The organism is uncultured Brachybacterium sp. (genome assembly GCF_947500705.1).
In the GTDB taxonomy this organism is placed as follows: domain Bacteria; phylum Actinomycetota; class Actinomycetes; order Actinomycetales; family Dermabacteraceae; genus Brachybacterium.
In genome coordinates this window covers 20,492-45,984 of the sequence record NZ_CANMSY010000015.1, presented here as the reverse complement: position 1 = coordinate 45,984, position 25,493 = coordinate 20,492, and the positions used below count along the sequence as shown (strand labels likewise).

Here is a 25,493-nt window from a genome sequence, read left to right as displayed (position 1 = left end):
CCTGGTTCACGCCCCACGCTGGCGGACTTGCTATGAACCACCGGCCTCAACTCATCCTGACCCGTAGGGGATCGCCGCGCCCACCCCACACCAGGATCCAGGTCAGATGCCCGTAGCGACTCAGAGCGTCGTAGGAGGCGCCCACCAGGCCCGCGATCAACCACACGGCGATCACCGTTCGCAACGCGCCGTGGGTCCACCGCACCGACAGCCGTGTCAGCTCAGGATCGACCGGCGGGGGAACGGAGGGGTCGCGGGCATGGCTCCCCGGTCGCGTCGCGCTCACGTGTGCCCCCTCCGCACTCCCCGACTCACGCACTGCCATCGGCACGCGAAGCGTGTCCCGTAAGGGCCCGCCGCCGATGTATTGCGAGCGCCCTTGACGGTGTGCTCCATGTTCTCGACCCGGGCCTCGTGAGGGCGCTGACTGTTGCCTTGGCCGCCGCCCTCTCACGTCATGCGACGCGGACCGTTCTTGTCCACTCCGGGCCGAGCGTGAACGGGCTAGTTTGGGCGCGTGCGAACGCCTGAAGAACGCCCCTCGGGGGCCCGTTCGCCCGTCTGGGCGGGCTGAGGGACGCCGATGAGTTCTGCCCTGGAAAGACCGGCGGAGTCCCGACGGATACGCACCGCTTATGCCAGCTCCTTCGTCTTGTGTCTCATCATTGGTCTGGTTGGCCTTGTCGCGTTGGTCCTGGGTGGGGCACCGAGTGATCCGGGCCCGGGCCAGGGTGCCGATCTCGGTCGCTTCCGGCTCATCGCGACGCTGGTTGCCGTCGCGTGCATGTCACTCTCGATTGCCGGGGCACTGCTGCTCCGGCGGAGGTGGCGGCGCCGTCGAGCCCGCCTCATCTTCGCCGTCCCGCCAAGCTGGCCAACGCCGCCGGAGCGGTGGTCACCTCCAGTCGGTTGGAGCCCCAGCTCAGAATTCCCAGAACCGCCGTCGGGCTGGCAGTTCTGGCGTGAACATTGAGCCAGGCGTCAACGCCCCGTCGATTACGGCCCAGTTTTCAGCCGTCGTCGACACGTGGCGAACCGTTCGGGGTCACGCCCGCATCTGCCGCGTTGAGGGCGGGGACGCTCGCCCGCATCTGCCGCTGTAGGGGCGGGGACGCTCGCCCGGTCATGCCGCGATGGGCGTGCGTTCTTGCCCGGTGAGCCATCGTCTACTGAGATAGCCCGTGTGCTCGTGGACCCGCCATGAGCACACTTGTCCTGTCGGCAGAGCCGGGAGCAGGGCGGGTCACCGCGCGAGGCGGATGTCGACATCTCGTTCTACGTAGCCCCACTCGGGGGTCGTGCGGAGTCGGTCTACGAGCTCCTCGAACGCGGGGGCGTCTTGGGGGGCGTACTCGAACCAGGCGAGGAAGTCGAAGGGCTCGCCCAGGTCATGGCCGTGGTAGAGCTGGCGCGCGACTGCCGGCAGGTACTCCAACCCGACCGCGATGTGGTGGGAACTCTCCTCGAGGAGGTCACGGCGTTCGTCCTGAGCGAGCTGCCACCAAGCATCGGACTTGGTGATGGGGATGAGAGCCGCCCGGGTTGCTTCGGGCCGGCCGAGCTGTGGCTGCTTGGCGTCCAGTGCCTCCTGCTCCTCGCGTCGGGTGTAGCGCTTGTAGCTCGTCGTCCCGCGCAGCACCCAGGCCGCCTCGACGTCGCCTGCACGTGACCCGTCGAGCACGGCCAACCGTGAGACCACCGGCAAGGACGGACCAGTCACCGGCTCGATGCGTTCAACCTGCCAGGCGCCCACCCGGCCTCCGGCAAAGACGTTGAGCGGCATGGAAACGACGTTACCGCACCCCTGCGGAATTTGTCAAGGTAGTTGAGGCCGGTGGGTGTTAGGCGGCTAGCTCGATGCCGGTGTTGTCGGCGGGTTGGTTGATCCAGGCCGTCGGTGGGATGGCCAGGATCTTCGGATCGCGGTTGGTGGCGAATCGTTCGGGGTTGCGGGCGCGGGCGGCGGCCAGGACGAGAGCCCGCTCGCCAGCCTTCGCCGCGGCGAGGCCGTAGTGGACGTCAGCGGGGGTGTTCAGTCCGATGCCGGTGTGGTGGTGGTGATGGTTGTAGCCGGCGACGAAGTCGGCCATGAACGACCGGGCGTCAGTCAGGGAGCCGAAGCGTTCGGGGAACACGGGCGCGAACTTCAACGTCTTGAACCACGCTTCGGAGTAGGGGTTGTCGTTGCTCACCCGGGGCCGGCTGTGTGACTTGGTGACCTCCAGGTCCGCCAGGAGCGCCGCGACGGTCTTGGACGTCATGGACGTGCCCCGGTCGGCGTGCACGACCTGCGGGATGCCGTGGACCCCGAAGATCTCCTTCATCATCTCGGCCGCCAGGACGGCGGACTCGGCCGCGTGCACGTGCGCGCCGACGATGTAGCGGGAGTAGATGTCGATCATCACGTAGGCGTCGAAGTAGGTGCCCTTGATGGGCCCGGCGAGCTTGGTGATGTCCCACGAGTAGACCTGCCCGGGGGCGGTGGCGACGAGCTCGGGGATGGTCCGGGCCGGGTGGCGGGCCAACCGGCGGCGCTCCTTGATCTGCGCGTTCGCGGTCAACACCCGGTAGATCGTGGAGATCGACCCCAGATACACGCCCTCGTCGAGCAGGTGGGCGTAGATCTGGATCGGGGGCAGGTCCACGAACCTGGGGCTGTTCACGACCGCCAGGACCTCGGCCCGTTCCGCGTCGGTGAGCTTGTTCACCGGCACCCGGGCCCTGGTCACCACCGGGGTGCGGGGGCGGCGGGTCGCGGTCGCCCGCGACACCCCGACCAGGATCGCCGCGGCCCGGGTCGGGACCCCCGCACCGGTCAGCTCACGGTAGGTAGCCATCAACGCGTGGTGTGCTCGGAGTCGTCCCGCGATCTCTTGGTAAGCACGTCCAAGAGATCGTGTGCTTTTCCCATGATCACCAGCGCCGCCTCGGTCGTCACCAACCTCCGCTCGGCCTTGTCGAGCTGACGGCGCAACCGGGCGATCTCCGCCTGCTCGGCCGACAGCCGCCCGATCTTCTCCCCAGGTTGTTTCCCCGCGAGGACCCCTGCGTCACGCATCCGGCGCCACTCGCTGACCAGCGAGGAGTACAACCCGTGCTCGCGCAGGTACGCACCGCCCAGGCCGCTGGCGACGGCCACCTCGTAGGCGGCCAGGTGGTCAAGCTTCTGCGCCGAGGAGAACGACCTCCGCGAGGTCGGACCCCCCGAACGAGGTCCGGGACTGGGCATACGACCATCGTCGCGCACCGCGATCAAAGACGAACTCATGATGATTGGACTCCTGGTTCACGCCCCACGCTGGCGGACTTGCTATGAACCACCGGCCTCAACTCATCCTGACCCGTAGGGGATCGCCGACCCGATGGTCGCAAGCATCAGCTGCCGATCTGCGGCGTATGGGTTCGGGCGGCGCGCAGGCCGTTGAGGATCACGATGACCTCGGCGACTTCGTGAACCAGGACCACGGCAGCGAGCCCCAGGACACCGAAGAGGGCGAGTGGGAGCAGCGCGGTGATGATCAACAGAGACAGGATGATGTTCTGGTTGATGATGCGGCGACCCCGACGGGCGTGGTCAAACGCTCTGGGGATGAGACGCAGGTCGTGGCCGGTGAACGCGATGTCGGCGGACTCGATCGCGGCGTCCGATCCGGTCGCGCCCATCGCGATGCCGATGTCGGCTGCCGCGAGAGCGGGCGCGTCGTTGATGCCATCGCCGATCATCGCGACCGGTCCTGCCTCGGAGAACGCTCCGATCGCGGCGGCCTTGTCTTCAGGGCGCAGTTCTGCGCGGACGTCGACGATCCCCGCCTGGGCGGCAAGGGCCTGCGCTGTGCGGGTGTTGTCGCCGGTGAGCATCGTCATTCCGACCCCCTGGCTTGCGAGGGTACGGACGACCTCGGGGACCTCGGGGCGTAGTTCATCTCGGACGCCGATCGCGCCGACTGGCGCTCCGTCTCGGTGCACGATCACGACGGTCATGCCTTGCTCTTCCAGTCCCTCGACCCGGTCGCCGAGCTCACCGGCGTCGAGCCAGCGCGGGCTGCCGACGGTGATCGTCGAACCATCGGCGGTGCCTTCGATGCCGTGCCCCGCCTGCTCAGTCACATCCGCCGCTGCCGTGACGCCCGGGGCGGCGGCGGTGATCGCCGCGGCGAGAGGATGAGTGCTGTGGTGCTCCAGCGCAGCGGCCCATGCGAGCACCTGTGCCTCGGTCAGGCCGTCGACGGTGAGGACCGCGGTGACGGCAGGCTCGTTGCGGGTGAGAGTGCCGGTCTTGTCAACGGCCACGTGCCGGACGGTGCCGAAACGCTCGAAGACCGCTCCAGATTTGATGATCACTCCGAACTTGCTCGCCGCGCCGATGCCGGCGACGACTGTCAGCGGGACGGAGATCGCTAGTGCGCAGGGCGAGGCTGCCACCAGCACCACGAGGGCGCGCGTTGTCCACAGCTCTGGATCGCCCAGCAGCGAGCCGATGATTGCGACCAACGCAGCAAGAATCAGGACACCAGGGACGAGCGGTCGGGCGATCTTGTCGGCTAGGCGGGCACGTTCGCCCTTCTCGGTCTGCGCCTTCTCGACCAGCTCCACGATCGTGGTGAGCGAGTTGTCGGTGCCCGCCGCGGTCGCCTCGACTTCCAGTGCGCCGGTGCTGTTGATTGCGCCAGCCGAGACTGCGTCACCGGGCTCGACCTCGACCGGGATCGATTCGCCCGTGATCGCCGAGGTGTCCAGGCTGGAGCGTCCCGCCCGGACGACGCCATCGGTCGCGATCCGCTCTCCCGGGCGGATCACCATGAGCTGGCCGACGGTCAGGTCTTTCGCCGCGACCTCGACGGAGGCTCCGTCGCGCAGCACGGTCGCGGTGTCCGGCACGAGCTTCAGCAGCGCCCGCAGACCACCGCGGGCGCGATCCATCGCCTTGTCTTCTAGCGCCTCGGCGATGGAGTACAGGAACGCGAGTGCGGCCGCTTCCTCGACGTAGCCGAGGATGACCGCGCCGATCGCACTGATCGTCATCAGCAACCCGATGCCGATCCTGCCCTTGAAGAGCCTGCGGACCGCGCCAGGTGTGAAGGTCGACGCGCCCAGCAGCAGGCCGATCCAGAACAAGACCAGAGCCACGGTCTCAGCCCCGGACCGCTCAGAGATCAGACCACTGAGAAAGGCGACACCGGAGAAGATCGGAACCAAGACACCGCGGTCCTTCCACCATGGCCGCTCCGCGCCCTCAACCTCCTCGCCCGTCGGCGTCGCACTCTCGTGCTCGCACCCACACGCCGCGCTCATGCACCCGCTCCAGTCCCGCAGCAGCCCGGCACCGTGCACGTCGAGTCCACGCAGGGAGCCTGCTCGTCCACGGCGAGTGTCACGTCCACCAGAGCGACGAGGGCCGCAGCGAGATGTGGGTCGGCGATCTCGTAACGAGTCTGCCGTCCTTCGGGCTCTGCGACGACGATCCCGCAGTCTCGCAAGCACGTCAGATGGTTCGACACGTTCGAGCGAGTCAGCTCCAGCTCGTGCGACAGCACAGCCGGGTAGCTCGGGCTATCAAGGAGGGTCATCAGGATCCGGGAGCGCGTCGGGTCCGCCATGGCCCGGCCGAGCCGGTTCATGACGTCGAGGCGCGAAGCAATAGTCAGCATGTGCTGAACTATACAGTGCTCGCTGACCTTTTGTCAGTCTGGCTATCCGCCACGGAACACGCGAGAGGTCGCAACTTCAGCTGCGCTCAGGCGACCGACGACTCCGCCCTGGCAAGGTCGACGCAGCACACCGAGGGCGTGTCGAGCCTGTCTGGGTTGTCCAGGCCTCGCAGATGGCGACGGGTCTGCCCGTGCTCACCGCGCACGTGGTGGTCGATGCCGCGTGCTTCTACGACTGGCACGTCACTTCCGAATCCCTCGGTATAGTTCAGCGAACGTTGACCTATGGGCCTGGCAGAACGCCGGGAACCAGACCTGGAGGCCACTCTGACTCGCAGTCGGCAGATCTCTCTTGCACTCATCGCGGCGGCCTGATCGCTCTCGTCGTCGCTGTACTGCTCACCCGACCGGACTCTTCGTCGCCCGGCGCGGACGCTCCCCAGGGTTCACTCGAGAATCTGGTCCGTCCCGACAGCCCACGCATGACCGATGGTGATCAGGTTCAGCTGGTGGAGTTCCTCGACTTCGAGTGCGAGGCGTGCATCGCCCTGTACCCCCATGTGGAGGACATCAAGGACCGGTACGGCGACCGTGTCGAGTTCGTCGTGAGGTACATGCCTCTTCACGTGAGCTCGGTCAATGCTGCCTTGGCCGCTGAGGCTGCAGGCCGGGGTTACTCTCGCCGCCATCTTCGTCCACTGGCTCATCTGGGTGAGCCTGTATCGGATCGGCGCGTTGTGCCCGTACTGCATGGCCGTGTGGGCGGTCGCCATCCCACTGTTCGTGATCGTCACCCAACGAAACCTGCGCCTGCTGCCAGGCCAGACCGGCTCACGACGGGCCTGTACGGGCACGTGGGTCCACGCCTACCAGACTCCAGCCCTGGTCGGTTGGTTCCTCCTGGTCGCCGCGTTGAGCGCGGTGCGCTTCTGGGACTACTGGATCACACTCCTCGCCTGATCGAGGTCCTTCCTCACGTCCGACATGTCGATGTCCACGTACGTCGAGGTCAACGCGTGCTGCGGGCCGCCGACCTCACTCCAGAGCTCGTCGACGCTGCCACAGAAGCCCTCCTCATGAGCCACCGAAAGTTCTCAGAAACACGCCTCGAAGCGATGCGATTCACAGGACACTCGGGCGCCAACAACGCGCAGTGCCACTATTGGGTATACCCAAAAGCGACAGCCGCCCATGCGGCATCGTCCCTGTTCCACAGGGTCAAATAACGGGTTCTGGCACATGTCTCGGCTAGGGTCCAAGACATGAACGGAACACCTAAGGCAAGGCGGGACCGCGGGCCGGTCACCGGCTTCCTCATGCCGGCGATCTGGCTGGTCCTTGCTGCGCTCTACCTGACGGGCGTGATCGACGTCCAGCATCACGGATGGATCGGTGCACTGTTTGTCGCTGCCGCCGTGATTGGCGCGGCCCTTCAGGTGCTACGCCTGCGGCGTGCGCGCCTTGAGAGGGGCCAACAGTGAGTCCCGACCGTCGAGCTGCGGGACAGCGCGTCGCGTATCTCCGGGTCTCATCGGCCGGCCAGAACCTCGCCCGGCAACTCGAAGCGGTGGGGGAGTGCGACCAAACCTTCACCGAGAAGCAGTCCGCCAAGAGCGCGACCGACCGCCCGCAGCTGCAAGCGCTCATCCGGCACGTCCGCCATGGCGACCATGTTGTCGTCGCTTCCATGGACCGTCTGGCCCGGTCGGTGATCGACCTCAACGACATCGTCCAGCAGATCACCGGCGACCCGACAGAGCACACCGAGCAACACCCCAGGAAGGGCGCGAGCGTCGAGTTCCTCAAAGAGCGACTCACCTTCGCCCCCGGCGACACGGACCCGATGGCCTCGTTCCAGCTGAACATGATGGGCGCGTTCGCGCAGTTCGAACGCGAACTCATCCGCCAGCGACAGACCGAGGGCATCGCCGCAGCAAAGAAGCGCGGCGTCTACAAGGGCCGGCCCCGCACCCTCGAGAGCGACCAGATCCGCTCCGTCCGCAACGCCGCCCTCGCCGGCACCCCGAAAGTGCAAATCGCGCGTGACCACGGGATCAGCCGATCCACGCTGTACCGCTACCTCGAACAGTCCGACCCGCCGGTGAGTGAGTGACGTCGTTCGCGAGAATTCAAGGCGGGCGCGCGCCGGACTACTGCACATCGAGACGACGGACGAGTCGTGTCGCCAGCACATTCAGGGCAACGGAAAGTGCCAACGGGATGGCGATGAGACCGAGGCGGCCTGGGCCGTCGGAAGATTACGGAAAGAACCTGAAGGGCGACACGCAGAAGGCTTCTGAGGAACACTTTGAAGTTCGACACCGGACTGCAACATAAACAGCAGGCCGAGCACGGCGAACCTTGTGGACTTTACACACGCAACCTTATGCAGTCGACCAGGGCTGCAGGGCCCGTCCCTTACAAAATTTGAGCTTAGGCGGGTGTGAGCATCAGGCCCGTACTAAGGCACTCAACTTGAGTACGTCTCGATAGAGCTTTCGGAGGTGAGTATCCGACATGTCGATGATGGGTTCGTACATGAACGAGTTAACATGAATGTTTTCAGGAGTCATGAGTACGACTGCATCGAGGATTTCGCGAGTTGCCCTGGTCCCGTGTCCGCGGTTCTTGTACTCACCGAACAAGGCCTGCGTCTGGCTGGTCGGAATGCTGCTGGTGAAGGTCGAGTCGGCTAACTCGTCCACCATGTGGGCCTCCGACAGCAGTCGGATTGCGATAGACATCACGATCTTGTTCTCGAAGTTCACGCCATCATCGGCATCGAGCGCCAAGTTGGCTTGCTCGGTTACGAGGTCGATGACTGAACCGGTCGGAGACGACCACGAGCCTTGATCTCCGAATGCCCCCGTGAAGATGGAGTCGAGGTCTTGATGCGTGATGGCAGAGGTGTCGCCCTTCCAGTGAAGGAGCGAGGTCAACTTCAAATAGTCGGGATCGTCCTCGCCCTTCGTATACTCCAGAATGTTTCGGATGAAAGGGATGCATGCAACCCGTTTCATGCCATTTTCGAAAAATTTGAGCTTGAAATCCTTGATGAACGGATTTTTTACGCCCACCGCCCGACTTAGGATGACTTTGCTCTCGCCTTTCTGGGCCATGAAGCATCGGTCGTATCCCACAACGCCCCGGCCTTCTAGTGTGCGGAAGAAGTCAAAATTGTGGGTGAGGAGAACAAGTCTGAAATTCTGCTGCTCGGACATCTCCTTTAAATAATGGACGATAGCATACTTGTTCTTGTAATCAAAAGAGTCTGCAATATCGTCGATGACGAACAAGGTCTCGCGGGCTGACGATTTGCGAGTCTCTACCTCGAAAAGTACATTTAGAATGTAAAGTGCCTTCTTCTCGCCGTTGCTGAGGACTTCGAGTAGGTCCCCGCGTTCCACTGCTACCCTCTCCGCTCCCTCCGCGAACTCAAAGCCGAGCTTCAGTAGGCGCTCCTGCCCAAGTATCACGCGGTCGCGGTTTGTTGCCGTGAGTCGGAAGGGGACAAAGAACCGGTCGTTGAAGATGTCGATTACTCGCTCCCACCGGGTGCTCTCGGCGGCGGCCTGCTCCTCAATCTCCTTTCTCCGCTTCTCGGCGTCTTTAAAGCAGTCGACGACGCGCTCATAGACCGCCTGATGCATCTTAATGTAAGACTTCCAGAGCTTCTGTTCGAACAAGTCGATATTGGTGAATTCGGTAAGAAGTTCAACATGCTCGGAGATGTATGCAAAGAAAGCTCGCGTATCAGCGTTCTTGTTCAGTGCCCTCTCGACCGCGTCGAGCTTCTTTCGCAGAGCATCGTCGTCGGTAATTTTTTGCTTTTCAGTTGCGATCAGTTCATCGAGATCTGCGTGGCTGGAGACCTCTTTGGAGTCTCCGTCCTGCCCATGTAATAGGATGGAATGCTGAGCCGAAAAGAAGCCGTTGTCTCCCAGACTCTTCGTGACATTCGTTGCGTTGTAGAACGTGAAGGAATCTCGGCTGAAAAAGGTGGACTCGTCGAGTAGTTCATTGAGCCGGGTCACGTAATCTGTGAGTGCTGACTGGAGCGCCGGCGTGCGCAAGATCGGTTGAACCTTGGTATTGAACAAAATGTCGAACGGCACGTCTGCGAACGGGGCGTCGTCCTGTTCCTGGATTTCGTAGCCAAGTCGCACCAGCGCGGTAAAAAAATTGTCATCCTGCTGGGTGAACGCCCGTGAGACTAGACCTAATACGTCCTGCTTGCTCTTCGACTGCTGTTTTAAGGCAGTGACCAACTCATCGCGCGCCTCGAGTAGGGCGCGCTGTAGTACCTCATACTCTTTGCGAAGTTCGGCGTTGACGAGGAGTGTCGATGTGGACTCCGTTGGCCCGAGTTCCTCGTCGTAGGACAGCACGACGACTACGTCGCCCCCGTCCAAGTCGTTACCGTCCTGATCTTTCACGGTCCGAATCGTTTTCCGGTCAGGGAAGACGCGGTCCTGGGTCTCGTTCCCGTTAGCGAGGTCGGCGAGAGTTCGGGCGAAAGACGTCTTCATGCTTCCGTTAGGAGCGTAGACAGCAACTGAATTGCCGGTCTTGAACTTGAAAGACGCGGAAAGCGCGCGGATCCCATGGCAATTCTGAAGTTCGACACTCAGTTTCTTCATTGAAACCTCTTCATTCGGTGGAAGCATGCGTGCGGCGCGCTCGACACCGGCTCCTTCAGGGTAGTCGAGAGATCCGGCATTTCGCGTGCGCGTTGGCATGCCGCTTCATCTTGAGCTGCGCCCACCCTTGCTTGGACTCCCGCCGGACATGTCATGTCCCAGTTGGTCGAACTAGTCCGCCCGGGGGTACGCCGTCCGTTCAATGAGGACCGACTTGCGCCCCCGTCTCCGGCGCGCGAGTGGACGAGTGGGCAGCGTGGTAGTTCAGATGGTCATGTGGACACGGCGTTCGGGGCCGGCGGTGAAGGTGGCGCTCTCGGAGCGGTCTCGTAGTGCTTCGCTGCCAGCGACAGCGACGATGACCGCGCCGCGTGGAGGAACGGTGGTCAGTACCCGGCGGGTGAGGTGGGTGGCGGTGAGGCGGGTGCCTGGCAACTGCGCTAGGCCCGCAATCTCCCAGCGCGGGCCTTTGGGTGGCTTCTTGCCGTTCTCCTTAACGATCGAAGGGGCGGCACTGCGATGTGCGGATGGTTTACGGTCCGTCTCGCCCGGTCGCTGCGGGACATGCTCGCGATCATGGAGGAGCTCGAGGCGAAGGGCGTCACCGTCGAGTTCACCACCCAGGGCTTCACGGTCAGACCTGACGGGGGAGACCTCACCACCCGGCTGATCCTGCACATCATCACCGCCGTCGCCCAGTCCGAGCGCGAAATGACCCGTGAGCGCCAGGCCGAGGTCATCGCGATCGCCAAACAGACCCCTGGCAAGTACCCCTAGTCGCAAGCGTCTCCTGGACAGCGACCAGATCCGCGAGGTCCGCAACGCTGCCGCCGGCGTCCCCAAAGCTCGGATCGCACGTATCCACGGGCATCAACAGAAACACGCTGTACCGGTACCTAGAGCAGCGCGAGCTGCCGCTGTAGGGACAGGGCGGGCTGGGCTCGCTCAGATCAGTGCTGTGCCGATGGCGGCCAAGCTCTGGATGAGCGCCCCTCCGGCTGCGCTACCCGCTGCACTGGCTGCGGCCATCGTCGCTTTCGTGAAGAGTGCATGCAGCACTCCCGTCTCGACTTGCTGGCGAGCGGCGGCTTCGAGCTCATCGACCGCTGCAGAGACTTCGGTGCGCACGCTCTCGTCGAGGTCTTCCCTTGCGAGGACTTCGCGGATGGCCGCGATGCTCTCGTTGATGCGCTCGACCTGAGCGTTGGTGATCGTGATGTTCTGGACTGCGTGGTCGCCGGTCTGAACGGCCCCGCCGTCATTGTGGAAGGTCTGGGCCTGGATGCCGATGCGCTGATCAAAGTTGGCCGTTTGCCCGTGCTCAAACATCCCGCCTGTAAGCAGCACATCGTGGCGCGTGAGGACGGCCCGGCCGCGAGACGTGATCTCGATCCGCAGGTGCGAAGCCTGAAGTGTATCGATGGAAGTGGTGTACTCCGCTTCCTTGAGGAGGTCGAGCGCCTGCTCTCGGTCCTCAAGTGGGACGGGCGCGCGCCCTTCCTCGTGGAGGTCCCAGCTCATCCAGTCGTCGCGATCCGACTCGCCGCCGGCGTCTTTGAGGTTCGTGAGAATGGCTCGCATGGTGTGCTCGAGCCGGAGCTGTCCTTCTTCGAGGGATGACTGCAGGCCGGTGGCGATGCGGGTCCCTTCGGGCGTCGGACGCCATCCGCCTGAGGCTCGGTCGTTCGGGACGGCCAAGTCGGCGTCACGGAGCCTCCCAATTTGATAGAAGGCGTCCCGATCCGACATGTCGAAGGGCTTCGCGAGCTCTCGATGACTCGCGTAGTGCTGCGGGCTTTCGGCAGTCAACTCGACCAGTTTGAGCAGCAGTGCGCCCCTGCCCGACTGATGGAGCTGGGCGTGGATATGACTGTCGTTCATGTTTCCCCAATGTTCGGCGACGGCGTATACCCATAGTCGAGGCCAGGTCTGACAGCCGATGCGGCCGAGTAGCCGGTCGGCACGCACTCGGCCGTCAGGTCGGCGGGCATCTCGAAGAGGACCCGCGCCCGTTCCTCAGTCGTGGTCACCTTCTTCTTGGCACCGAAGGCTCGGTCAACGAGTCGGTCGAGCTTGCCGTGCGCGGCAACCGGGGACGCGTCCATCGCGAGCGGGGTGTAGTGCTGAGCCAGGGAGCGTTCCGGGTGGTGGGGCCCTGTTGCCTCGACGACCTCGTGGCCTGCCGTGGTGATCGCAGCGCGGCCGCTCTTGGCAACCTGCGGCAGTAAGACCGTGTGCCAACTGGCGTGTAAAGTCCCTGATAAAAGAGGAGAGGGGACACGCGCATGACGGCTGACACGCGCTCGGTGATACGTCATCTAAACGCCGCAAAGGGAGCTAAGCAAGACGAGTTCTACACGGAGCTGTCGGACATCGAGAAGGAGCTTCGCCACTACAGGAGGCACTTCAAGGGCAAGGTTGTTTACCTTAACTGTGATGATCCCCGCGAGTCTCAGTTCTTCCACTATTTCTCGTATAACTTTGAGAAGCTCGGACTTAAGAAGCTAATCGCGGCTTGCTACAAGAGTCAGGACGTCGATGCATTCTCAAGGGGTGACACTAGTAAGGCTGTCTATCTGGAGTACGAGGGCGACAAGGATGGCGACCGGCTGCCGGGCCGCGACGAGATCGAAGTTAAGCATTTCCAGGGCAATGGCGACTTTCGCTCCGAAGAGAGCATTGCCTTGCTGAAGGAATCGGATATTGTCGTAACTAACCCGCCCTTCTCGCTCTTTCGCGAGTATGTCGCGCAGTTAATGCAGTACGAGAAACAATTCCTTATTGTCGGCAATCAAGGCGCGATTACCTATAAGGAAGTATTCCCACTGATTGCGGGCAGTAAGATGTGGCTAGGCGTCAATAATGGGGACATGAAGTTCCGGGTTCCGAAACACTACGAGTCTCGGGCCACTCGCTATTGGGTTGATGAACAAGGGCAGGCGTGGCGTAGTTTAGGAAATGCTTGCTGGTTCACTAACCTTGACATTAACAAGCGCCACGAGGACTTAATCCTTTATCGTCGGTATACCCCTGAGGCTTACCCTGCGTATGACAATTACGACGCGATCGAGGTCAGCAGGACAAGCGAGATACCTGAAGACTACTTGGGCGTCATGGGAGTACCCGTAACATTCCTTGACAAACATAACCGTGACCAGTTCGATATCCTGGGAACAACGCAGCGCGGGTGCCACGAGGCCGTTCCGGACACTAAGAAGTATGACGACTATAGGGAAATGCGATCCGACGGGACGCCTACCGGCGCGTCGGGCGGCAAGACCAACGAGAACGCGAACCTCCAGGGCAACGACGGCAAGAAGAACTACTTCATCAATAGTGACGGCCACATCGTACAGGCGACATACAAGCGAATCTTTATTCGCCGGAAGGGCGCTGTCTGATGAGAATTACCCCGAAGAGCATCACTGTCCGCGATCTTGTCAACGGTTACGAGGACAATGAGGAGCTTGGTGTCCGCGCGTACGGTGGCAAGCTCGACGTACGCCCCCCTTATCAGCGCGAATTTGTCTACAAAGACAAGCAACGCAACGCCGTTATCGAGACGCTCCGCCAGGACTTCCCGCTTAACGTCATGTACTGGGCCGTGCGGGACGACGGCACCTTTGAGGTGATTGACGGTCAGCAACGCACGATCTCCATTTGCCAGTACGTCGAGGGTGACTTTTCCATCGAGATTGACGGTCATCAGATGGCCTTTCACAACTTCCAGGATGACCAGCAGAAGCAGATCCTCGACTACGAACTCATGGTCTATCTCTGCGAGGGTGCCGACTCGGAGAAGCTCGAATGGTTTAAGGTGATTAACATCGCCGGGGAAAAGTTAACGGATCAAGAGCTGCGAAATGCAGTTTACCATGGTCAATGGGTGACTAAGGCTAAACAGTATTTCAGCAAAAATGGTTGCCCGGCCTACGGGATCGCGTCGGACTATATGAAGGGCTCGCCGATTCGCCAGGACTACCTAGAGACAGCGATCTCGTGGATCAGCGACGGCAAGATCACCGAGTACATGGGCGGCCACCAGCACGACGCGAACGTGAACGAGCTTTGGCTGTACTTCAAGGGGGTAATTGACTGGGTCGGCGCGACCTTTCCGACCAAACGCCCGCAACAAATGCGATCGGTCCAATGGGGCGCCCTCTACAACACTTACAAGGATGTCAAGTTGGAGCCGGCAGAGCTCGAAAAGCGCGTGGCCGACCTCATGGGCGACTTGGATGTGAAGCGCAAGGTGGGGATTTACGAGTTCGTGCTTGGCGGCGAGGCCGAGACAAAGCTGCTGGAGGTTAGAGTCTTCGACGAAAAGACGAAGCTCGCGGCCTATGAACAGCAAACGGCCGCGGCTAGGGAGTCCAGGACCTCGAATTGCCCGGTGTGCACGGCCGGATCCAACGCGAACGCCACACGCATTTACGAGTACAGCGAGATGGATGCCGACCACGTCACGGCTTGGTCGAAGAACGGTCCGACGGACCTCTCCAACTGCGAAATGCTCTGCGTGCCTCACAATCGGGCGAAGGGCAATCGTTAGGCAGAATGGGAAGCCCTTCGATGAGCGAATATGGCTTCGGCCACAGGGTGCCACGGCAGCACGGATTTTGAAGGACCTGGGAGCGTCGCTGTTGGCGTCTCTCAGGCCCTTCAATTCTCCGTGCCTTGCGGCCTAAAAAAAGCGTCTTGTCGTAGCGGTAGAGGAACGCTGCTATGGCATCGCTTTTGACGGCCTGGAGGGGGCGGTAGGTGCCGGCGGCCCAGCCGGTGGAGCTTCCGGCGCTCTTCATCCACGCCAACTCCTTCGCGAACTGCTGGCTGCGATTGACGTCTCGTAACGGGTTCGAGAACGATGCGGGGTATGAGGGCTTGCCGGCGTACCGGTACAGGAACGCGGCCATAGCATCGCGGTTGATGGGCTGCGTATGTCTAAACGTGCCGTTGGCCCCCGGTCGTAATGCCGCGCTGCTGGGCTCAGATGATGGTCTTGTAGTTCTGGTCGCGCGGGCTCACACCGCTGAACTGCGACGTCGCGGGCAGGCGTCCACCGAGGGGGCTTCGCTACCACTGAGTACCGCATCCGCCAAGTGCGCATAATCAGAGTATGCGGTCTTCCTGGTCAGGGACAGGTCGGCTAGCTCCTGAGGCCCTGGCGCACCAGGGGAGGGGCGGCTGGCCGTGACGGGTCAGGAATCCTCTTCTGCAAGACCCTCCAGGGCGTTGTGGGCGGCGTGCTCGCGCAGGTGGTCCGCGGTGTAGGGGATGGTGAAGCGGACTTGTCCGTGGCCGGCGGCTTCGATGATGCCGTCGCGAATGAGTCGTCGGCGGTACTCCCCGGCGTACTGGGCGGTCACGCCCATGCGCTCAGCGATCTTCCCGGTGCGGGACGGGCCGTCGTCTGGGGCCATGGCGAGCAGGTACGTGCGGTCAACGCTCGACAGTGGCCGTAGGGCGGGGGTGTGGACGTGTCGGCCCAGGCGCCGTCGCGCGGCTGTGATCCCAGCGGTCACGGCCTCAATGGTCACGGGGCCGGCGGTCTTGTGGGCTTTGAGGGAGTGGTAGCCCACCAGCTGGATCATGAAGGGGTATCCGTCGACGGCATCGGCCGCGACGTCGAGGGCTTGAATGTCGATCTCGCGGCCACTGTCGGCGATCGTTCCCGCGAGGGAAGCTCGGACGTTCGCTCGGCTCACGCGACCGATGGGGTGGTGTTCTGCGCGGCGCAGGAACGTTGCCCCGGGGTGGTCGAGGAGCTCCTCGATGGGAGTGGAGAGTCCCGCGGCCGCGAAGGCGAGCAGACGTTCCTCGCGGCGGCCGTACTGGATGATCTCGCCGAGCTTGCGGAGTTCCTCGATATCGGCGGCCTGGACCTCGTCGATGGTGATGACGAGGCCTCGACCGGAGGGCCGGAGGGCGTCGGTGAGCTCGGTGATTTGGGAGCGGAGGGTGGACTCGGCGGGATAGCGCTCGGTCCAGGACGCGCCACCTCCGAGGGGGCCGATGGTACCGCTCGCGGACTCGATCTGCGTCGGCGACTTATCGGAGTGCTTCTGGAGCAGGCGGGGGAGGTGGTCTCGTGTGAGGCGCTCGAGGAGCCCGTTGCTGGAGCTCTCGGTGATGACCAGCCAGCCGGCGGCCTCAGCGGCTCGCCGGTAGGAGTCGAGCAGCACGGTCTTGCCCATCCCGCGCTGCCCGGACAGGAGGATCGTCAGACCGGCGGGATCGAGGATCCCGTCGAAGGTGTCCTCGAACTCGTCGATCAGCTGGTCACGGCCAACCAGGAGGTGAGGGTAGGTGCCAAACGACGGCTTGAACAGGTTGCGCGACATACAAAAAGTATAAAGGGCACCTCTCGAATCCAAACGGATCAAAAGGCCCTGGCCGGAACGACACTGGTCTCGCGCGACAGCCAGCCGTCAGCGTGGTCGCGACGCGGCACTGACTGTGCTGCCGCTTTGTCCTCAAACCATGGGGTCCTAGGTGCTCCCATGTTCGCGATCGTGGCTCCGAGGTCTCATCGCGGTTGCCGGCGGCGTGCACCGATAGGTAGATCGCCGACCCCTCCGGAGGATGCACCGTGCTCACAAGTTAACGGGATGCCTAGGCGGCGAGGCCCTCGGTAGGGTGTGCGGTTGGGGAAGTGAGGCAAGGCAGGGAGAGGTCTTGGGCACCGAAGTCACGCAGTCACACCGCGAGCCGGTCGTGTGGAGTACCGAAAAGCTCGTCTCGGAAGAGGCGAGGCGGCTGTGGATGATCGATTACGGGTTGCCCCACGGCCGTGTGGATGATCCGGAGCGCGGCTCTGGGGCGGGGGTGAGTTGGATGGCCTCCACGGCTCGCCTGAACCGTCTGGCGCGGATGGCGGCTGCGGTAGGGGGCGCGCCGTACGCGGTGGTCAACGTCATCACTGCCGATGAACAGCACCAGATCGCCGCCTTCGGCGTCGACCCCTCGGTGTGCTCGCGCGAGGATTCGATGTGCGCCAAGGTCTTCCTCGACGAGCAGCCCGCAGTCGTCCCCGACGCGTCGCAGGACCCGCGCTTCCAAGATAACCCTTTCGTTACCGGTGTCATCGGGCATGTGCGCGGCTACGTCTCGATCCCCCTCCACGCCGAGGTGCCGCTGGGGTCGCTGTGCGTGTTCTCGCCCGCTCCCACCACCCTGAGCGCGGACCAGCTCGCCCTGCTGGAAAATCTGGCAGAGAACATCATCGACGTGCTCGAGCTCGAGCGCCGCGATCGACAACTCGATGCCGCCCTGGCCGGAGCCACCGCCACCGCAGAGCGACTGGAGGACTTCGTTCGTCAGGTCAGCCATGACTTGCGAACGCCCCTGACGTCCTTGCTGGGCTTTCTCGAACTCGTTCAGGACGTCGTCCAAGAGGGAGAGGCACCGGAGTTCCTGCACAGGGCGGAAGGCGCCGGGCGGCGCACGCTCAGTTCGCTGCGGGATCTGCTGGACCAGGCAGTGGACGGAAGCCACCTGGAGCGCGCCACCGTGGATCTGCCCGCGCTCGTAGCTCGCGTCGAAGACGATGTCGCCGACCTCATCACCCGCACCGGTGCGACCCTCGAATGCCCCGGCGGGAGCGTCCTTGGCGACGAGTCGCACCTGCACTCCCTCGTGCAGAACCTGGTGGTCAATTCCATCAAGTACTGCCCCGCGGGCCGTACCCCGCGGGTGCGCATCACCGCGGTGGATGACGCCGAGCTCAGCGGAATCCTTGTGGAAGACAACGGGCGCGGCATCCCGGCTGAGGACCGCGACCAACTGCTGAGAACAGGCGGGCGCCTGCGACGCAGCGGAGAGCCGCACGGCACCGGACTTGGTTTAGGAATCTGCCGCCACATCGCCCAAGCTCACGGAGGCCATCTCTCCCTGGTCAGCACACCACTCGGCGGAATCGGCGTCCGTGCGAGCTGGCCGACCAACGCGCCCCAATAGCCCCGGGCCGAAAGCCAGAAAACCAGAGCAGCAGACAGGCCGTCCACTCAGGGGAGCCCTGCGCTCTAGTGCGCATAATCAAAATTATGTGCACTAGACGGGGTGTCGCCGCGGCCGTGCGTCAACTGCGGCCTAGCGTGGCGGGATGAGCGAACTCTTCGTCGATGCGGCCCGGGACTGGATCGCGGAACGCCGCGCTGTCGGACGCACCATCAGTACCGAGACGGCCAAGGCCTACCGCGGCGATATCGCTTCGTGGCAGCGCTACCTGGAGGCCCAAACGGGTGCCCCTATCAGGGTGCAGGACCTCACGAGCCCCGTCATCAAGGCCGCGCTAGCCGAGATGAACAACGCTGGCCTCGCGCCGGCCAGCCGCCGCCGCCTGGTGACCACGCTGCGCGGGCTATGCCGGTACCTCGTCCTCGAGTCCCGGCTGCCCACCGACCCTACGGCCGCGATCCAGGCGCCCCGCGCCCCCGCGCGCCTGCCGGTGGCTTTCACTGACGGTCAGATCTCCGCCCTGCTGGAGACAGCGAAGACGGAAGACCCGCAGGCGCGCCCAGCAGCGCCTCTGCTGGACGTGGCGATCGTGCTGATCCTCGCAGCTGGCGGACTTCGTGCCAGCGAAGCCGCCGGCCTGCGGGCCCTCGACTACCGGCCCGGTGATGAGCCCTCGCTCCGTGTCGTCGGCAAAGGGCGCAAGGCCCGTACCGTGCCGCTGGATCCTGGCGTCGCTGCGCAGATCGACACCTACCTGCCCTGGCGCGCAGAACGCGTTCTGAACCAAGGCGACTCGTCTCCCCTGCTCGTCCGCCCAGATGGCCGAGCACTGACCCGCGACACGATCTCCTACCGCGTCAACCGCCTCTACGCCCGGGCCGGTATCGCCAAGCCCGAGGGCGAAGCAGCTCACGCTCTGCGCCACACCTACGCCGTCTCCATGGTGGACGTCGGTGTCCCGATCTCCGAGGTGCAACAGCTGCTGGGTCACGAAAGCATTGCCACCACTGGCATCTACCTCAAAGCCTCAGCCGCCCACCTCAGGGCTGCTTCCGCCGCGCCCTCAGCCGCCCGCCTGCTTGCCAGCAAGCTGACATGACAGCTCCGCGGCAGAGAAGCCTTCCCGTATGCGGCGAGGGAGGCCAGCGGTGGTGTCGCTGGCCTCCTTCGCCGCGTCCCCGGGTCAGTGCGCCGCGGCGTACGCCTCGCGGATCTCCTTCGGGATACGGCCCCGTTCGCTGACCTCGTAGCCATGTTCGTTCGCCCAGGCGCGGATCTTGCCGGCGTCGCTTGGAGAGCCTGCGCTCTGGGTGCCACTGATACGCCGACCACCGACCCGGCGGGCATTGCCGGCCCTTATTCGCGCACCGGGTGGCTGGATCGAGCAGTCACCTGTGAGCTGCGGGAGTTGCGAGGGCACGCGGTTCCTCATTGGCTGGGCGGCATGCAGCTGCCGCTCCGACACGCTGGCGCCAGGGCACCGCACATGGGAGTGCCGAGAGTGCGGACAGCACGAGCGCGTGGGCTGTTTTGGCGCCGGCGGGCAGCGCGGTCCCATGGAGGAGTACGGCTGCGCCAACTAGATCCACGCCGGAAACGGCGGCGGTAGTCAGCTACAGCGCTTGCCTGCTGTACTGCTAGAACAGCGTCATTGTGCTGTCATGGAGCTGGCCAAAGACACGCCGCGCGATATGCGCGTCGCTAACGTAAATTAGGTACTAGGGTGTGCTCCATGGCACGCGCGATCCAGTACGACCCATCCAGCGGACGGGACTACTTCTCCAACATCCGCTTTCAGCCTGACGACGCCCAGAAGCTGATCGGTATGGCTCAGGCGTCGAGGCTGAACGTGCGCGACACCCTGGTGTACCTGGTGCGTGCCGCCGAAATCGACCCGTCCGGTCGCTCCGTTGCCGTCGAGGCACAGGTGGCGGCCGAGGCGAAGGCCAAGGAGGAGGACACGTCCTTGTTCTAGCAACGCAAAGGCCGTCAGCTGAGTAGCTGACGGCCTTCACACGTTTTCGCTCGATGAGCCCAAGTTCTTGGCGGGACTAGCTCATCGAATCTCCGACAGGTCAACTGACCTGCGGCCCTTCTTCTGTGCCTTGCGGCGCCGGAAAGGCTTGGCATGAGTGTACCCACAATTGGGTCCGAGTCCACTGTGAAGCGTGCTGCGCGTCGTGTCGCGGCGTCGGCATCGGGCCGTGGAGGGCCCTGGTTGCGGCGGCGCCGTGGGCGTCCAACGAGGGCACAGGAAGCGGCACAGTGGCGTGTCGCGCAGGCGCTCGTAGCGATCAATGCGGACCGTGCCACAACGCCGCAGGCATGGGTGGTCTCGGTTCTGGAGCACCCCGAGTTTGCGGGTGCTCGTCGGGACGTGCGCGACTCGATCGGGGCGATGGCACAGCTGCTCGCTGGGGCGTCGGAACGGGGTTCGCTGTTGGTGCGCCGGCTGACGTGGGAGGCGATGGCTAAGCATCTGGAGTGCACGACTCGCACGGTCGCTCGGCTACTCCAGCGGCTGCATGCCGCGGGGATGCTCGGTCGCGTCGCGCCGGGTCGCTCGGCACAGTACTCGCCAGCCAACGAAGCAGGGGAGCGGCGTGCTGAGAGTGCTGTCTACGTGTTGGCGGTGCCCGCGGTTCGGGACGCTGAACCGGTCAATTCTGTGGATGAATCTGTCACCCCCCCTCACCTTCCGGTGAGTAGTAATAACCCCTCACGCGCGAGCGCGACGGGTGCACGCGAGGCCGAAGCCGTCGCTGCGATCCAAGATGCTCGAGAGTCCGGTCGGCGCCTCACGGGAGCGGCGGATCGTCGTCTTATTGAGCAGCTTCCCAACGCTCACCGGGCACCGTTCTGGGATGTTCAGCGAGTACCTGAGACCCGCGTAGAGATGCTTGCAGCAGCCGCAGAGATGCGGCGCCGAAGCTTCGTTCTTCGTCGTTCATCACTTCGGGCGATCCGGTCAGCGGCACGAGACTTCTGGGTGGCTGGCTGGAGCGTCGCGGATGTGCTGCGTGCTCTCGATCTGCGCCCTGATGGGTCGCAGTGGCCCCACTCGGGAGCGCATTGCGTGCGCTCGGTGAGGGCTTGGTGCTGCTATCGGCTGCGTCGCTGGCGCGACGCTGCCGGCACTCCGGTGCTCTCACCGAGCGCACGCCGGCACCGGGCGCGTGCCGCGCTCATTGCGCAGCAGGAGCGGGATCGCCAGGAGCGCTCAGAAGCACGCAAGCGCGCTTCTGAGCGTCCAGCGACGCCGGCCACCCGTCGACTCGTCCAGGAGGCGAGAGAGGCTGCTAGGGCAGCCGCTACGCGGCTGCGCCATCCCCACCCCGTTCGGGCATAGTCATGTCACCTACCTCCACACTCACCAGTCATAGGACTGATCCCCTGTCCTGCTCTGACCTCCGGGAACCTCTTTGATCCATCAACACCACCCACAAACTTCGTCTCACAAGTTCGAGAAGTCAGTGGGTGGTGTTGATGGAAGTCGAGGGAGGTCAGAGCAGGACAGGGGATAACAGAGTGGAGAGTGTGGAGGTAGGTGAGTGTGGATGAAGTTCAGTAGAGAGAGTCAGAGAGTGTGAGAGTCAGAGATAGGTAGGGAGCAGGTAGGAGTAGGTCAGAGTGAGTCTGTGGGTGGGTTAGTTACAAGGTTTTGGGGTGTTGCATGGGTGTTGAGTAGATGAGTTGGTAGGTAGCAGGCATAGAGGATGAGTTGGCGTAGCGCAGGTGGGGGAGGACGCGAGATGCAGGGGTTGGCATATAAGTGCGATGCGAGAGTGGGGGCTGGGTTCAGCATTTGATAGGGTGAGTGGTGTAGTGGGCGGAGTTATGTTGCTTGCGCTGTAGGTGTTGGTGAGCTGTTCCGGGAGGGTGGAGCATGACGCGGTTGACGGATCGTGACCTGGACTACCTGGCGCTGTTGTGCAGGTTTCCGTTTATGACGGCAGTGCAGCTCCAGCAGTGGGTGCATGGGCAGCGTGACCCCGATCGGTTATCACCGCTGTATCGACGGCTCCGGGGTCTGGAGGCGCGCGAGTTGATCGTGTCTGATCGGGTGTTGCAGTCCGCGCCGCGATTTGTGTCGGCGACGCGTGAAGGAATGCGGGCGGTGGGTGTCACCGGGAGGGTGGTCACAGCGAAGTTCAGTCAGTATCGCCACGACCTCGCTGTGGTAGACCTTGGACACAGGGTGCGCACGCTCCGTCCTGACTTCACGCTCGTGACCGAGCGGGAGATGCGTTCCGAAGATACGGCGAACCAGCACCAGCGCGCTGATGGCACAGTGTGGGCGACGGTTCGGGCGGGGGCAGATGTCCGTACGCGGAGGCAGTTTCCTGATCTGCTCCAGGTTGCTCCGAGCGGGCAGCGAGTGGTTCACGAGCTGGAGATGACGCCCAAAGATGTGCGGCGGCTGCGGCAGATCATGCGGGCGTATCTGTTGGACGAGCGCGTGGGAGCCGTGCGGTATTGGGCGGCGCCGGCTGCTCTGGCGCGCGTGGAGTCCGTGGCAGAGGAGACGAACGCATGGGCGCGTGCTGAGGATGTGCGCCGGCGCGTGAAGGTGGAGCCGTGGACTGATGAGGAGGCGCACCGATGAGCGCCACACAGGGGCCGCGGCTGCGGGTGGGGACCGAGACTAAAGAGCCCATCTCTGGGGTCGCTGCGGTGCTGCGGTTGCTGGCGGTGTTGTTCCTGTTGACTAATCCGGTAGCCACGGGCGTGACCGTACTGGTGGTGCTGGGGCTCCGACGGTGGCGTGCTCTGCGCGCATGGTGGGTGCTGCTGGCTGGTCTGGCTGGCCTTGCTCTGACGCTGCTGTGGCTGACGTTCGGCCCGCCGTATGTCCGGTGGGCACTGGAGCTGGTGCCGGCGGTGTTCGAGGCAACCATGGCGGCCGGCCCGGCCGGGGTCCCGAGCGCGGTGGGGCCATTGGTCGCGGCTCGCTGGTCGGTATGGCTGCTCGGGCGGCTTCCCGTGGGGATCGCGCTGGGCCTGACGGTTGGGGCGGTGCTGAGCATGTACGTGCGCCGTCACGACGCGGCCTGGCGCCGACCAGCGGCCGATCGCAAGGTGATGGAGCGCGAGGCCGCGATGCGCCGCACGCAGAAGATGCAGGGGTGGGCGCAGCCCGCGCCCAAGCCGGCGACGCGCCAGAGAGCGGCCGCGGCTGGTGGTGGTAGCAGGCAACCACGCGAGGCCCCGGTGCTGACTGTGAACGACGTCAAGGTGCGATTCGGCCTGGACCAGACCACGAGGAGGCCGGCCGATGTGCCGCTGGGCGCGTTCCTCCAGCACTGCTGGATCGACGGGGCCAGCGGGTTCGGTAAGACCACCGACATCATCGCGCTGGTGCGCGGCGCGCTGGAGGCTCCGGCCGCACAGCCGCTGCGGGTGCCGCTGATCTATATCAACCTCAAGCCGGACCCCGAGGTCACCGAGGCCATGCGCCGGATCGCTCACCGAGCGGGCCGGCGCTTCCTGCACGTCTCGCTCGGTGGAGAACTGGGCTACAACCCGATCCGCCACGGCACCGCTGGCGCCGTGGCCACGCGGATCGTGGAGGTGGAGGCCGCGGCAGCCGATGGTGGCTTCTCCGAGCCGTTCCATAAGGCCAACGGCCAGGAGCTGCTGGGCTACGCCACCCGTGCCCTGGACGAGCTGGTGGCCAAGGACCGCACCTACGAGCGCGGCAGCCGGCGCCTGCCCTGGCGCCGGGACCTCTACCACCTGCACCGAATCATGCGCCTGAGCACCCTCATGGGCACCCGCCACCACCTCAGTGGGGACCTCCAGCTGGACCTGGCGGAGTACGAGGAGGAACTGAACGAGATTCCGCGCAAGAAGGAGTCCGCGGAGGGCATGCGCGCTCGCATCGGAAAGATGCTCACCAGCGCCATCGGTCCGATGCTGCACGAGGATGAGGACGGACTGAACCTCGAGGACGCCATGCGCGCCGGAGACGTGGTGGTGTTCGACCTCGACTCGATGCAGGACACCGTGGCCGCCACCTCGCTGGCGAACCTGGCCATCAAAGACCTCCAAGCCGTGCTCGGGCACCTCGGCTCCCAGCGCTGGAACCGCACCGGCGAGAAGATCACCCGCATGGGCCTAATCGTCGTGGACGAATTTAGCGCTCTGGGAGGGGACGCCGTGGTGGACCTGCTCCAGCGCGGCCGCACCAACGGTGGCGCCGTGGTCCTGGCAACGCAGGACGTGGGCAGCGTGATGGACGCCGGCGACGGCCTGCTGACCACGATCCTCACGAACACGAACGTGCAGCTGGTGCACGTGCAATCCGAACGCGCTGAGGACTACGCCAAAAACTGGGGCACGCGGCCGTCAATGGCCGAGACGATCCAGGTTTTCGATGACCACACCATGCTGGGCACCCTGACCAGCAAGTCTGGTCAGGGCAGTCTGCGCGAGGGGAAAGAATTCACCGTGCACCCGGACACGCTGCGCAAGCTCGGCCCGGGCGAAATCGTCCTCGCCACCCGCTTCCCGTGGCAGCAGCGCCGCGTGCTGGTCCAGCGCCGCATGCCCGAACCCCTCACCGCCGCAGAGCAGGCGACGACCGACGGCACCACGGAGGAGCCCAACGAGCAGCAGCAGCCAGCAACGGCAGTGCCCGACGAGGCGGCCGTCCCGGCAGCAGTTGGCGCGGCAGCTGAGGAGCCGGCAGCGCCGACGCCGGCCCCGGCAGCCGCCGAAGACTCCGCACAACCATTCGGGGAGGCCGACCCGTGGGCCTCCGATGACTTCGACCTCTTCGACCACGACACCAAGGAGAACTGATGCCCCAGCAGATGACCGCCACCGTCACGAACACCGGCCGCGTATGGGTGGTGTCCGTGGAGGGAATCGACGGCACCACGCTGGTGCGCAGCCCCAGCCACGCCGGCTCCATGGCCGCCGAGCTCGCAGCCCTTCACAACGGCGGCAGCCCTACCGATTACGACATCGTGGTTCACGTGGACATGCCCGAGCGCTGGCGCGGCCAGTGGGCCCAGGTCCAGGAACATCGCGCCGAGGCGAGCCGCCACCGTGACGCCTGGCGCCGCGGAGCGCACGAACTTGTCTCAGCGATGCGCGAGGATGGCCTCTCGCAGGCAGATGTGGCGGCCTCGCTCGGGGTGAGTGTGCAGACCGTTCGTACCTGGGAATCACTGGAGCTGGACGTGCAGGGGGAGCAGTGACCATTACCGACCACACCCACCAGCATGCACCCTTGCATGCACGG

21 protein-coding genes and 3 pseudogenes are annotated in these 25,493 nt (G+C 64.2%); 14 read left to right on the top strand and 10 right to left on the bottom strand.

Annotated elements, in window-relative coordinates; translation table 11 throughout:
* Window positions 1-1,243: 1,243 nt before the first annotated feature.
* From Q0937_RS17405 to Q0937_RS17390, 4 genes are all read right to left on the bottom strand, one after another.
* Window positions 1,244-1,783, bottom strand: a complete 540-nt coding sequence (locus tag Q0937_RS17405; protein WP_018023089.1) for a chlorite dismutase family protein — start codon at window positions 1,781-1,783, stop codon at window positions 1,244-1,246.
* A 58-nt stretch (window positions 1,784-1,841) separates the two neighbouring features.
* Window positions 1,842-3,229 (bottom strand): IS3 family transposase gene (locus Q0937_RS17400; protein ID WP_094067111.1). Its coding sequence is split into 2 segments (ribosomal slippage): window positions 1,842-2,887 and window positions 2,887-3,229, totalling 1,389 coding nucleotides; the frame shifts between segments, so codons are not numbered across the junction.
* 146 nt (window positions 3,230-3,375) lie between these two features.
* Window positions 3,376-5,292, bottom strand: coding sequence for a cation-translocating P-type ATPase (locus Q0937_RS17395; protein ID WP_094067112.1), 1,917 nt, complete (start codon window positions 5,290-5,292; stop codon window positions 3,376-3,378).
* Window positions 5,289-5,648 (bottom strand): helix-turn-helix transcriptional regulator, encoded by a 360-nt coding sequence (locus Q0937_RS17390; protein ID WP_047692694.1) that lies wholly within the window; start codon window positions 5,646-5,648, stop codon window positions 5,289-5,291. The genes Q0937_RS17395 and Q0937_RS17390 overlap by 4 nt, the downstream gene beginning before the upstream one ends.
* Before the next feature lie 173 nt (window positions 5,649-5,821).
* Here Q0937_RS17390 and Q0937_RS18070 point away from each other — a divergent pair.
* From Q0937_RS18070 to Q0937_RS17365, 5 genes and pseudogenes are all read left to right on the top strand, one after another.
* Window positions 5,822-6,256 (top strand): annotated as a pseudogene (locus tag Q0937_RS18070) (hypothetical protein); the annotation flags it as partial.
* Between the two features lie 31 nt (window positions 6,257-6,287).
* Window positions 6,288-6,380 (top strand): annotated as a pseudogene (locus Q0937_RS17380) (hypothetical protein); the annotation flags it as partial.
* 51 nt (window positions 6,381-6,431) lie between these two features.
* Entirely contained in the window at window positions 6,432-6,608 is a 177-nt protein-coding gene (locus Q0937_RS17375) for a hypothetical protein (RefSeq protein ID WP_220700338.1), read from the top strand.
* A gap of 302 nt (window positions 6,609-6,910) precedes the next feature.
* Window positions 6,911-7,129, top strand: a complete 219-nt coding sequence (locus tag Q0937_RS17370; protein WP_299306184.1) for a hypothetical protein — start codon at window positions 6,911-6,913, stop codon at window positions 7,127-7,129.
* The gene (locus Q0937_RS17365) at window positions 7,126-7,761 is read left to right on the top strand and encodes a recombinase family protein (protein WP_299306182.1); all 636 of its coding nucleotides are present in this window, start codon (window positions 7,126-7,128) and stop codon (window positions 7,759-7,761) included. Before Q0937_RS17370 ends, Q0937_RS17365 begins: the two co-directional genes overlap by 4 nt.
* Window positions 7,762-8,098: 337 nt before the next feature.
* On the opposite strand, the gene Q0937_RS17360 is transcribed toward Q0937_RS17365, so the two are convergent.
* Together Q0937_RS17360 and Q0937_RS17355 are read right to left on the bottom strand one after the other, a co-directional pair.
* Window positions 8,099-10,387 (bottom strand): hypothetical protein, encoded by a 2,289-nt coding sequence (locus Q0937_RS17360; protein ID WP_299306180.1) that lies wholly within the window; start codon window positions 10,385-10,387, stop codon window positions 8,099-8,101.
* Between the two features lie 165 nt (window positions 10,388-10,552).
* Window positions 10,553-10,723: a hypothetical protein gene (locus tag Q0937_RS17355; protein ID WP_299306178.1), complete on the bottom strand. Its 171-nt coding sequence runs from the start codon at window positions 10,721-10,723 to the stop codon at window positions 10,553-10,555.
* A 63-nt stretch (window positions 10,724-10,786) separates the two neighbouring features.
* Here Q0937_RS17355 and Q0937_RS17350 point away from each other — a divergent pair.
* A pseudogene (locus Q0937_RS17350) lies at window positions 10,787-11,065 on the top strand (recombinase family protein); the annotation flags it as partial.
* Window positions 11,066-11,233: 168 nt separating this feature from the next.
* On the opposite strand, the gene Q0937_RS17345 reads toward Q0937_RS17350, so the two are convergent.
* Both Q0937_RS17345 and Q0937_RS18065 read right to left on the bottom strand, forming a co-directional pair.
* Window positions 11,234-12,169: a hypothetical protein gene (locus tag Q0937_RS17345; RefSeq protein WP_299306176.1), complete on the bottom strand. Its 936-nt coding sequence runs from the start codon at window positions 12,167-12,169 to the stop codon at window positions 11,234-11,236.
* Complete coding sequence (locus Q0937_RS18065; protein ID WP_363323248.1) at window positions 12,166-12,606, bottom strand: type IIL restriction-modification enzyme MmeI; 441 nt, start codon at window positions 12,604-12,606, stop codon at window positions 12,166-12,168. Before Q0937_RS18065 ends, Q0937_RS17345 begins: the two co-directional genes overlap by 4 nt.
* Here Q0937_RS18065 and Q0937_RS17335 point away from each other — a divergent pair.
* Window positions 12,574-13,689, top strand: coding sequence for an adenine-specific methyltransferase EcoRI family protein (locus tag Q0937_RS17335; RefSeq protein ID WP_299306173.1), 1,116 nt, complete (start codon window positions 12,574-12,576; stop codon window positions 13,687-13,689). The genes Q0937_RS18065 and Q0937_RS17335 overlap by 33 nt on opposite strands.
* Window positions 13,689-14,840, top strand: a complete 1,152-nt coding sequence (locus tag Q0937_RS17330; protein WP_299306171.1) for a DUF262 domain-containing protein — start codon at window positions 13,689-13,691, stop codon at window positions 14,838-14,840. The genes Q0937_RS17335 and Q0937_RS17330 overlap by 1 nt, the downstream gene beginning before the upstream one ends.
* Before the next feature lie 646 nt (window positions 14,841-15,486).
* On the opposite strand, the gene Q0937_RS17320 is transcribed toward Q0937_RS17330, so the two are convergent.
* A complete protein-coding gene (locus Q0937_RS17320) occupies window positions 15,487-16,629 on the bottom strand; it encodes an ATP-binding protein (protein ID WP_299306170.1) in 1,143 nt (380 codons plus the stop codon).
* A gap of 334 nt (window positions 16,630-16,963) precedes the next feature.
* Between Q0937_RS17320 and Q0937_RS17315 the strand changes: the two genes are divergently transcribed.
* Both Q0937_RS17315 and Q0937_RS17310 read left to right on the top strand, forming a co-directional pair.
* The gene (locus Q0937_RS17315) at window positions 16,964-18,244 is read left to right on the top strand and encodes a GAF domain-containing sensor histidine kinase (protein WP_299306169.1); all 1,281 of its coding nucleotides are present in this window, start codon (window positions 16,964-16,966) and stop codon (window positions 18,242-18,244) included.
* Between the two features lie 145 nt (window positions 18,245-18,389).
* Entirely contained in the window at window positions 18,390-19,343 is a 954-nt protein-coding gene (locus tag Q0937_RS17310) for a tyrosine-type recombinase/integrase (protein ID WP_299306168.1), read from the top strand.
* A gap of 84 nt (window positions 19,344-19,427) precedes the next feature.
* Here Q0937_RS17310 and Q0937_RS17305 read toward each other — a convergent pair whose 3' ends face one another.
* Window positions 19,428-19,676 carry a histone-like nucleoid-structuring protein Lsr2 gene (locus Q0937_RS17305; protein ID WP_299306197.1) on the bottom strand — a complete coding sequence of 83 codons (249 nt, stop codon included), beginning with the start codon at window positions 19,674-19,676 and terminating at the stop codon, window positions 19,428-19,430.
* A 300-nt stretch (window positions 19,677-19,976) separates the two neighbouring features.
* Here Q0937_RS17305 and Q0937_RS17300 point away from each other — a divergent pair, with 300 nt between their 5' ends.
* From Q0937_RS17300 to Q0937_RS17285, 4 genes are all read left to right on the top strand, one after another.
* Window positions 19,977-20,219, top strand: coding sequence for a hypothetical protein (locus Q0937_RS17300; RefSeq protein ID WP_299306166.1), 243 nt, complete (start codon window positions 19,977-19,979; stop codon window positions 20,217-20,219).
* Window positions 20,220-22,130: 1,911 nt separating this feature from the next.
* The gene (locus tag Q0937_RS17295) at window positions 22,131-22,850 is read left to right on the top strand and encodes a hypothetical protein (RefSeq protein ID WP_299306165.1); all 720 of its coding nucleotides are present in this window, start codon (window positions 22,131-22,133) and stop codon (window positions 22,848-22,850) included.
* Window positions 22,847-25,048 (top strand): type IV secretory system conjugative DNA transfer family protein, encoded by a 2,202-nt coding sequence (locus Q0937_RS17290; protein ID WP_299306164.1) that lies wholly within the window; start codon window positions 22,847-22,849, stop codon window positions 25,046-25,048. The genes Q0937_RS17295 and Q0937_RS17290 overlap by 4 nt, the downstream gene beginning before the upstream one ends.
* A complete protein-coding gene (locus tag Q0937_RS17285; protein WP_299306162.1) occupies window positions 25,048-25,449 on the top strand; it encodes a DNA-binding transcriptional regulator in 402 nt (133 codons plus the stop codon). The genes Q0937_RS17290 and Q0937_RS17285 overlap by 1 nt, the downstream gene beginning before the upstream one ends.
* The last annotated feature ends 44 nt before the right edge of the window (window positions 25,450-25,493 follow it).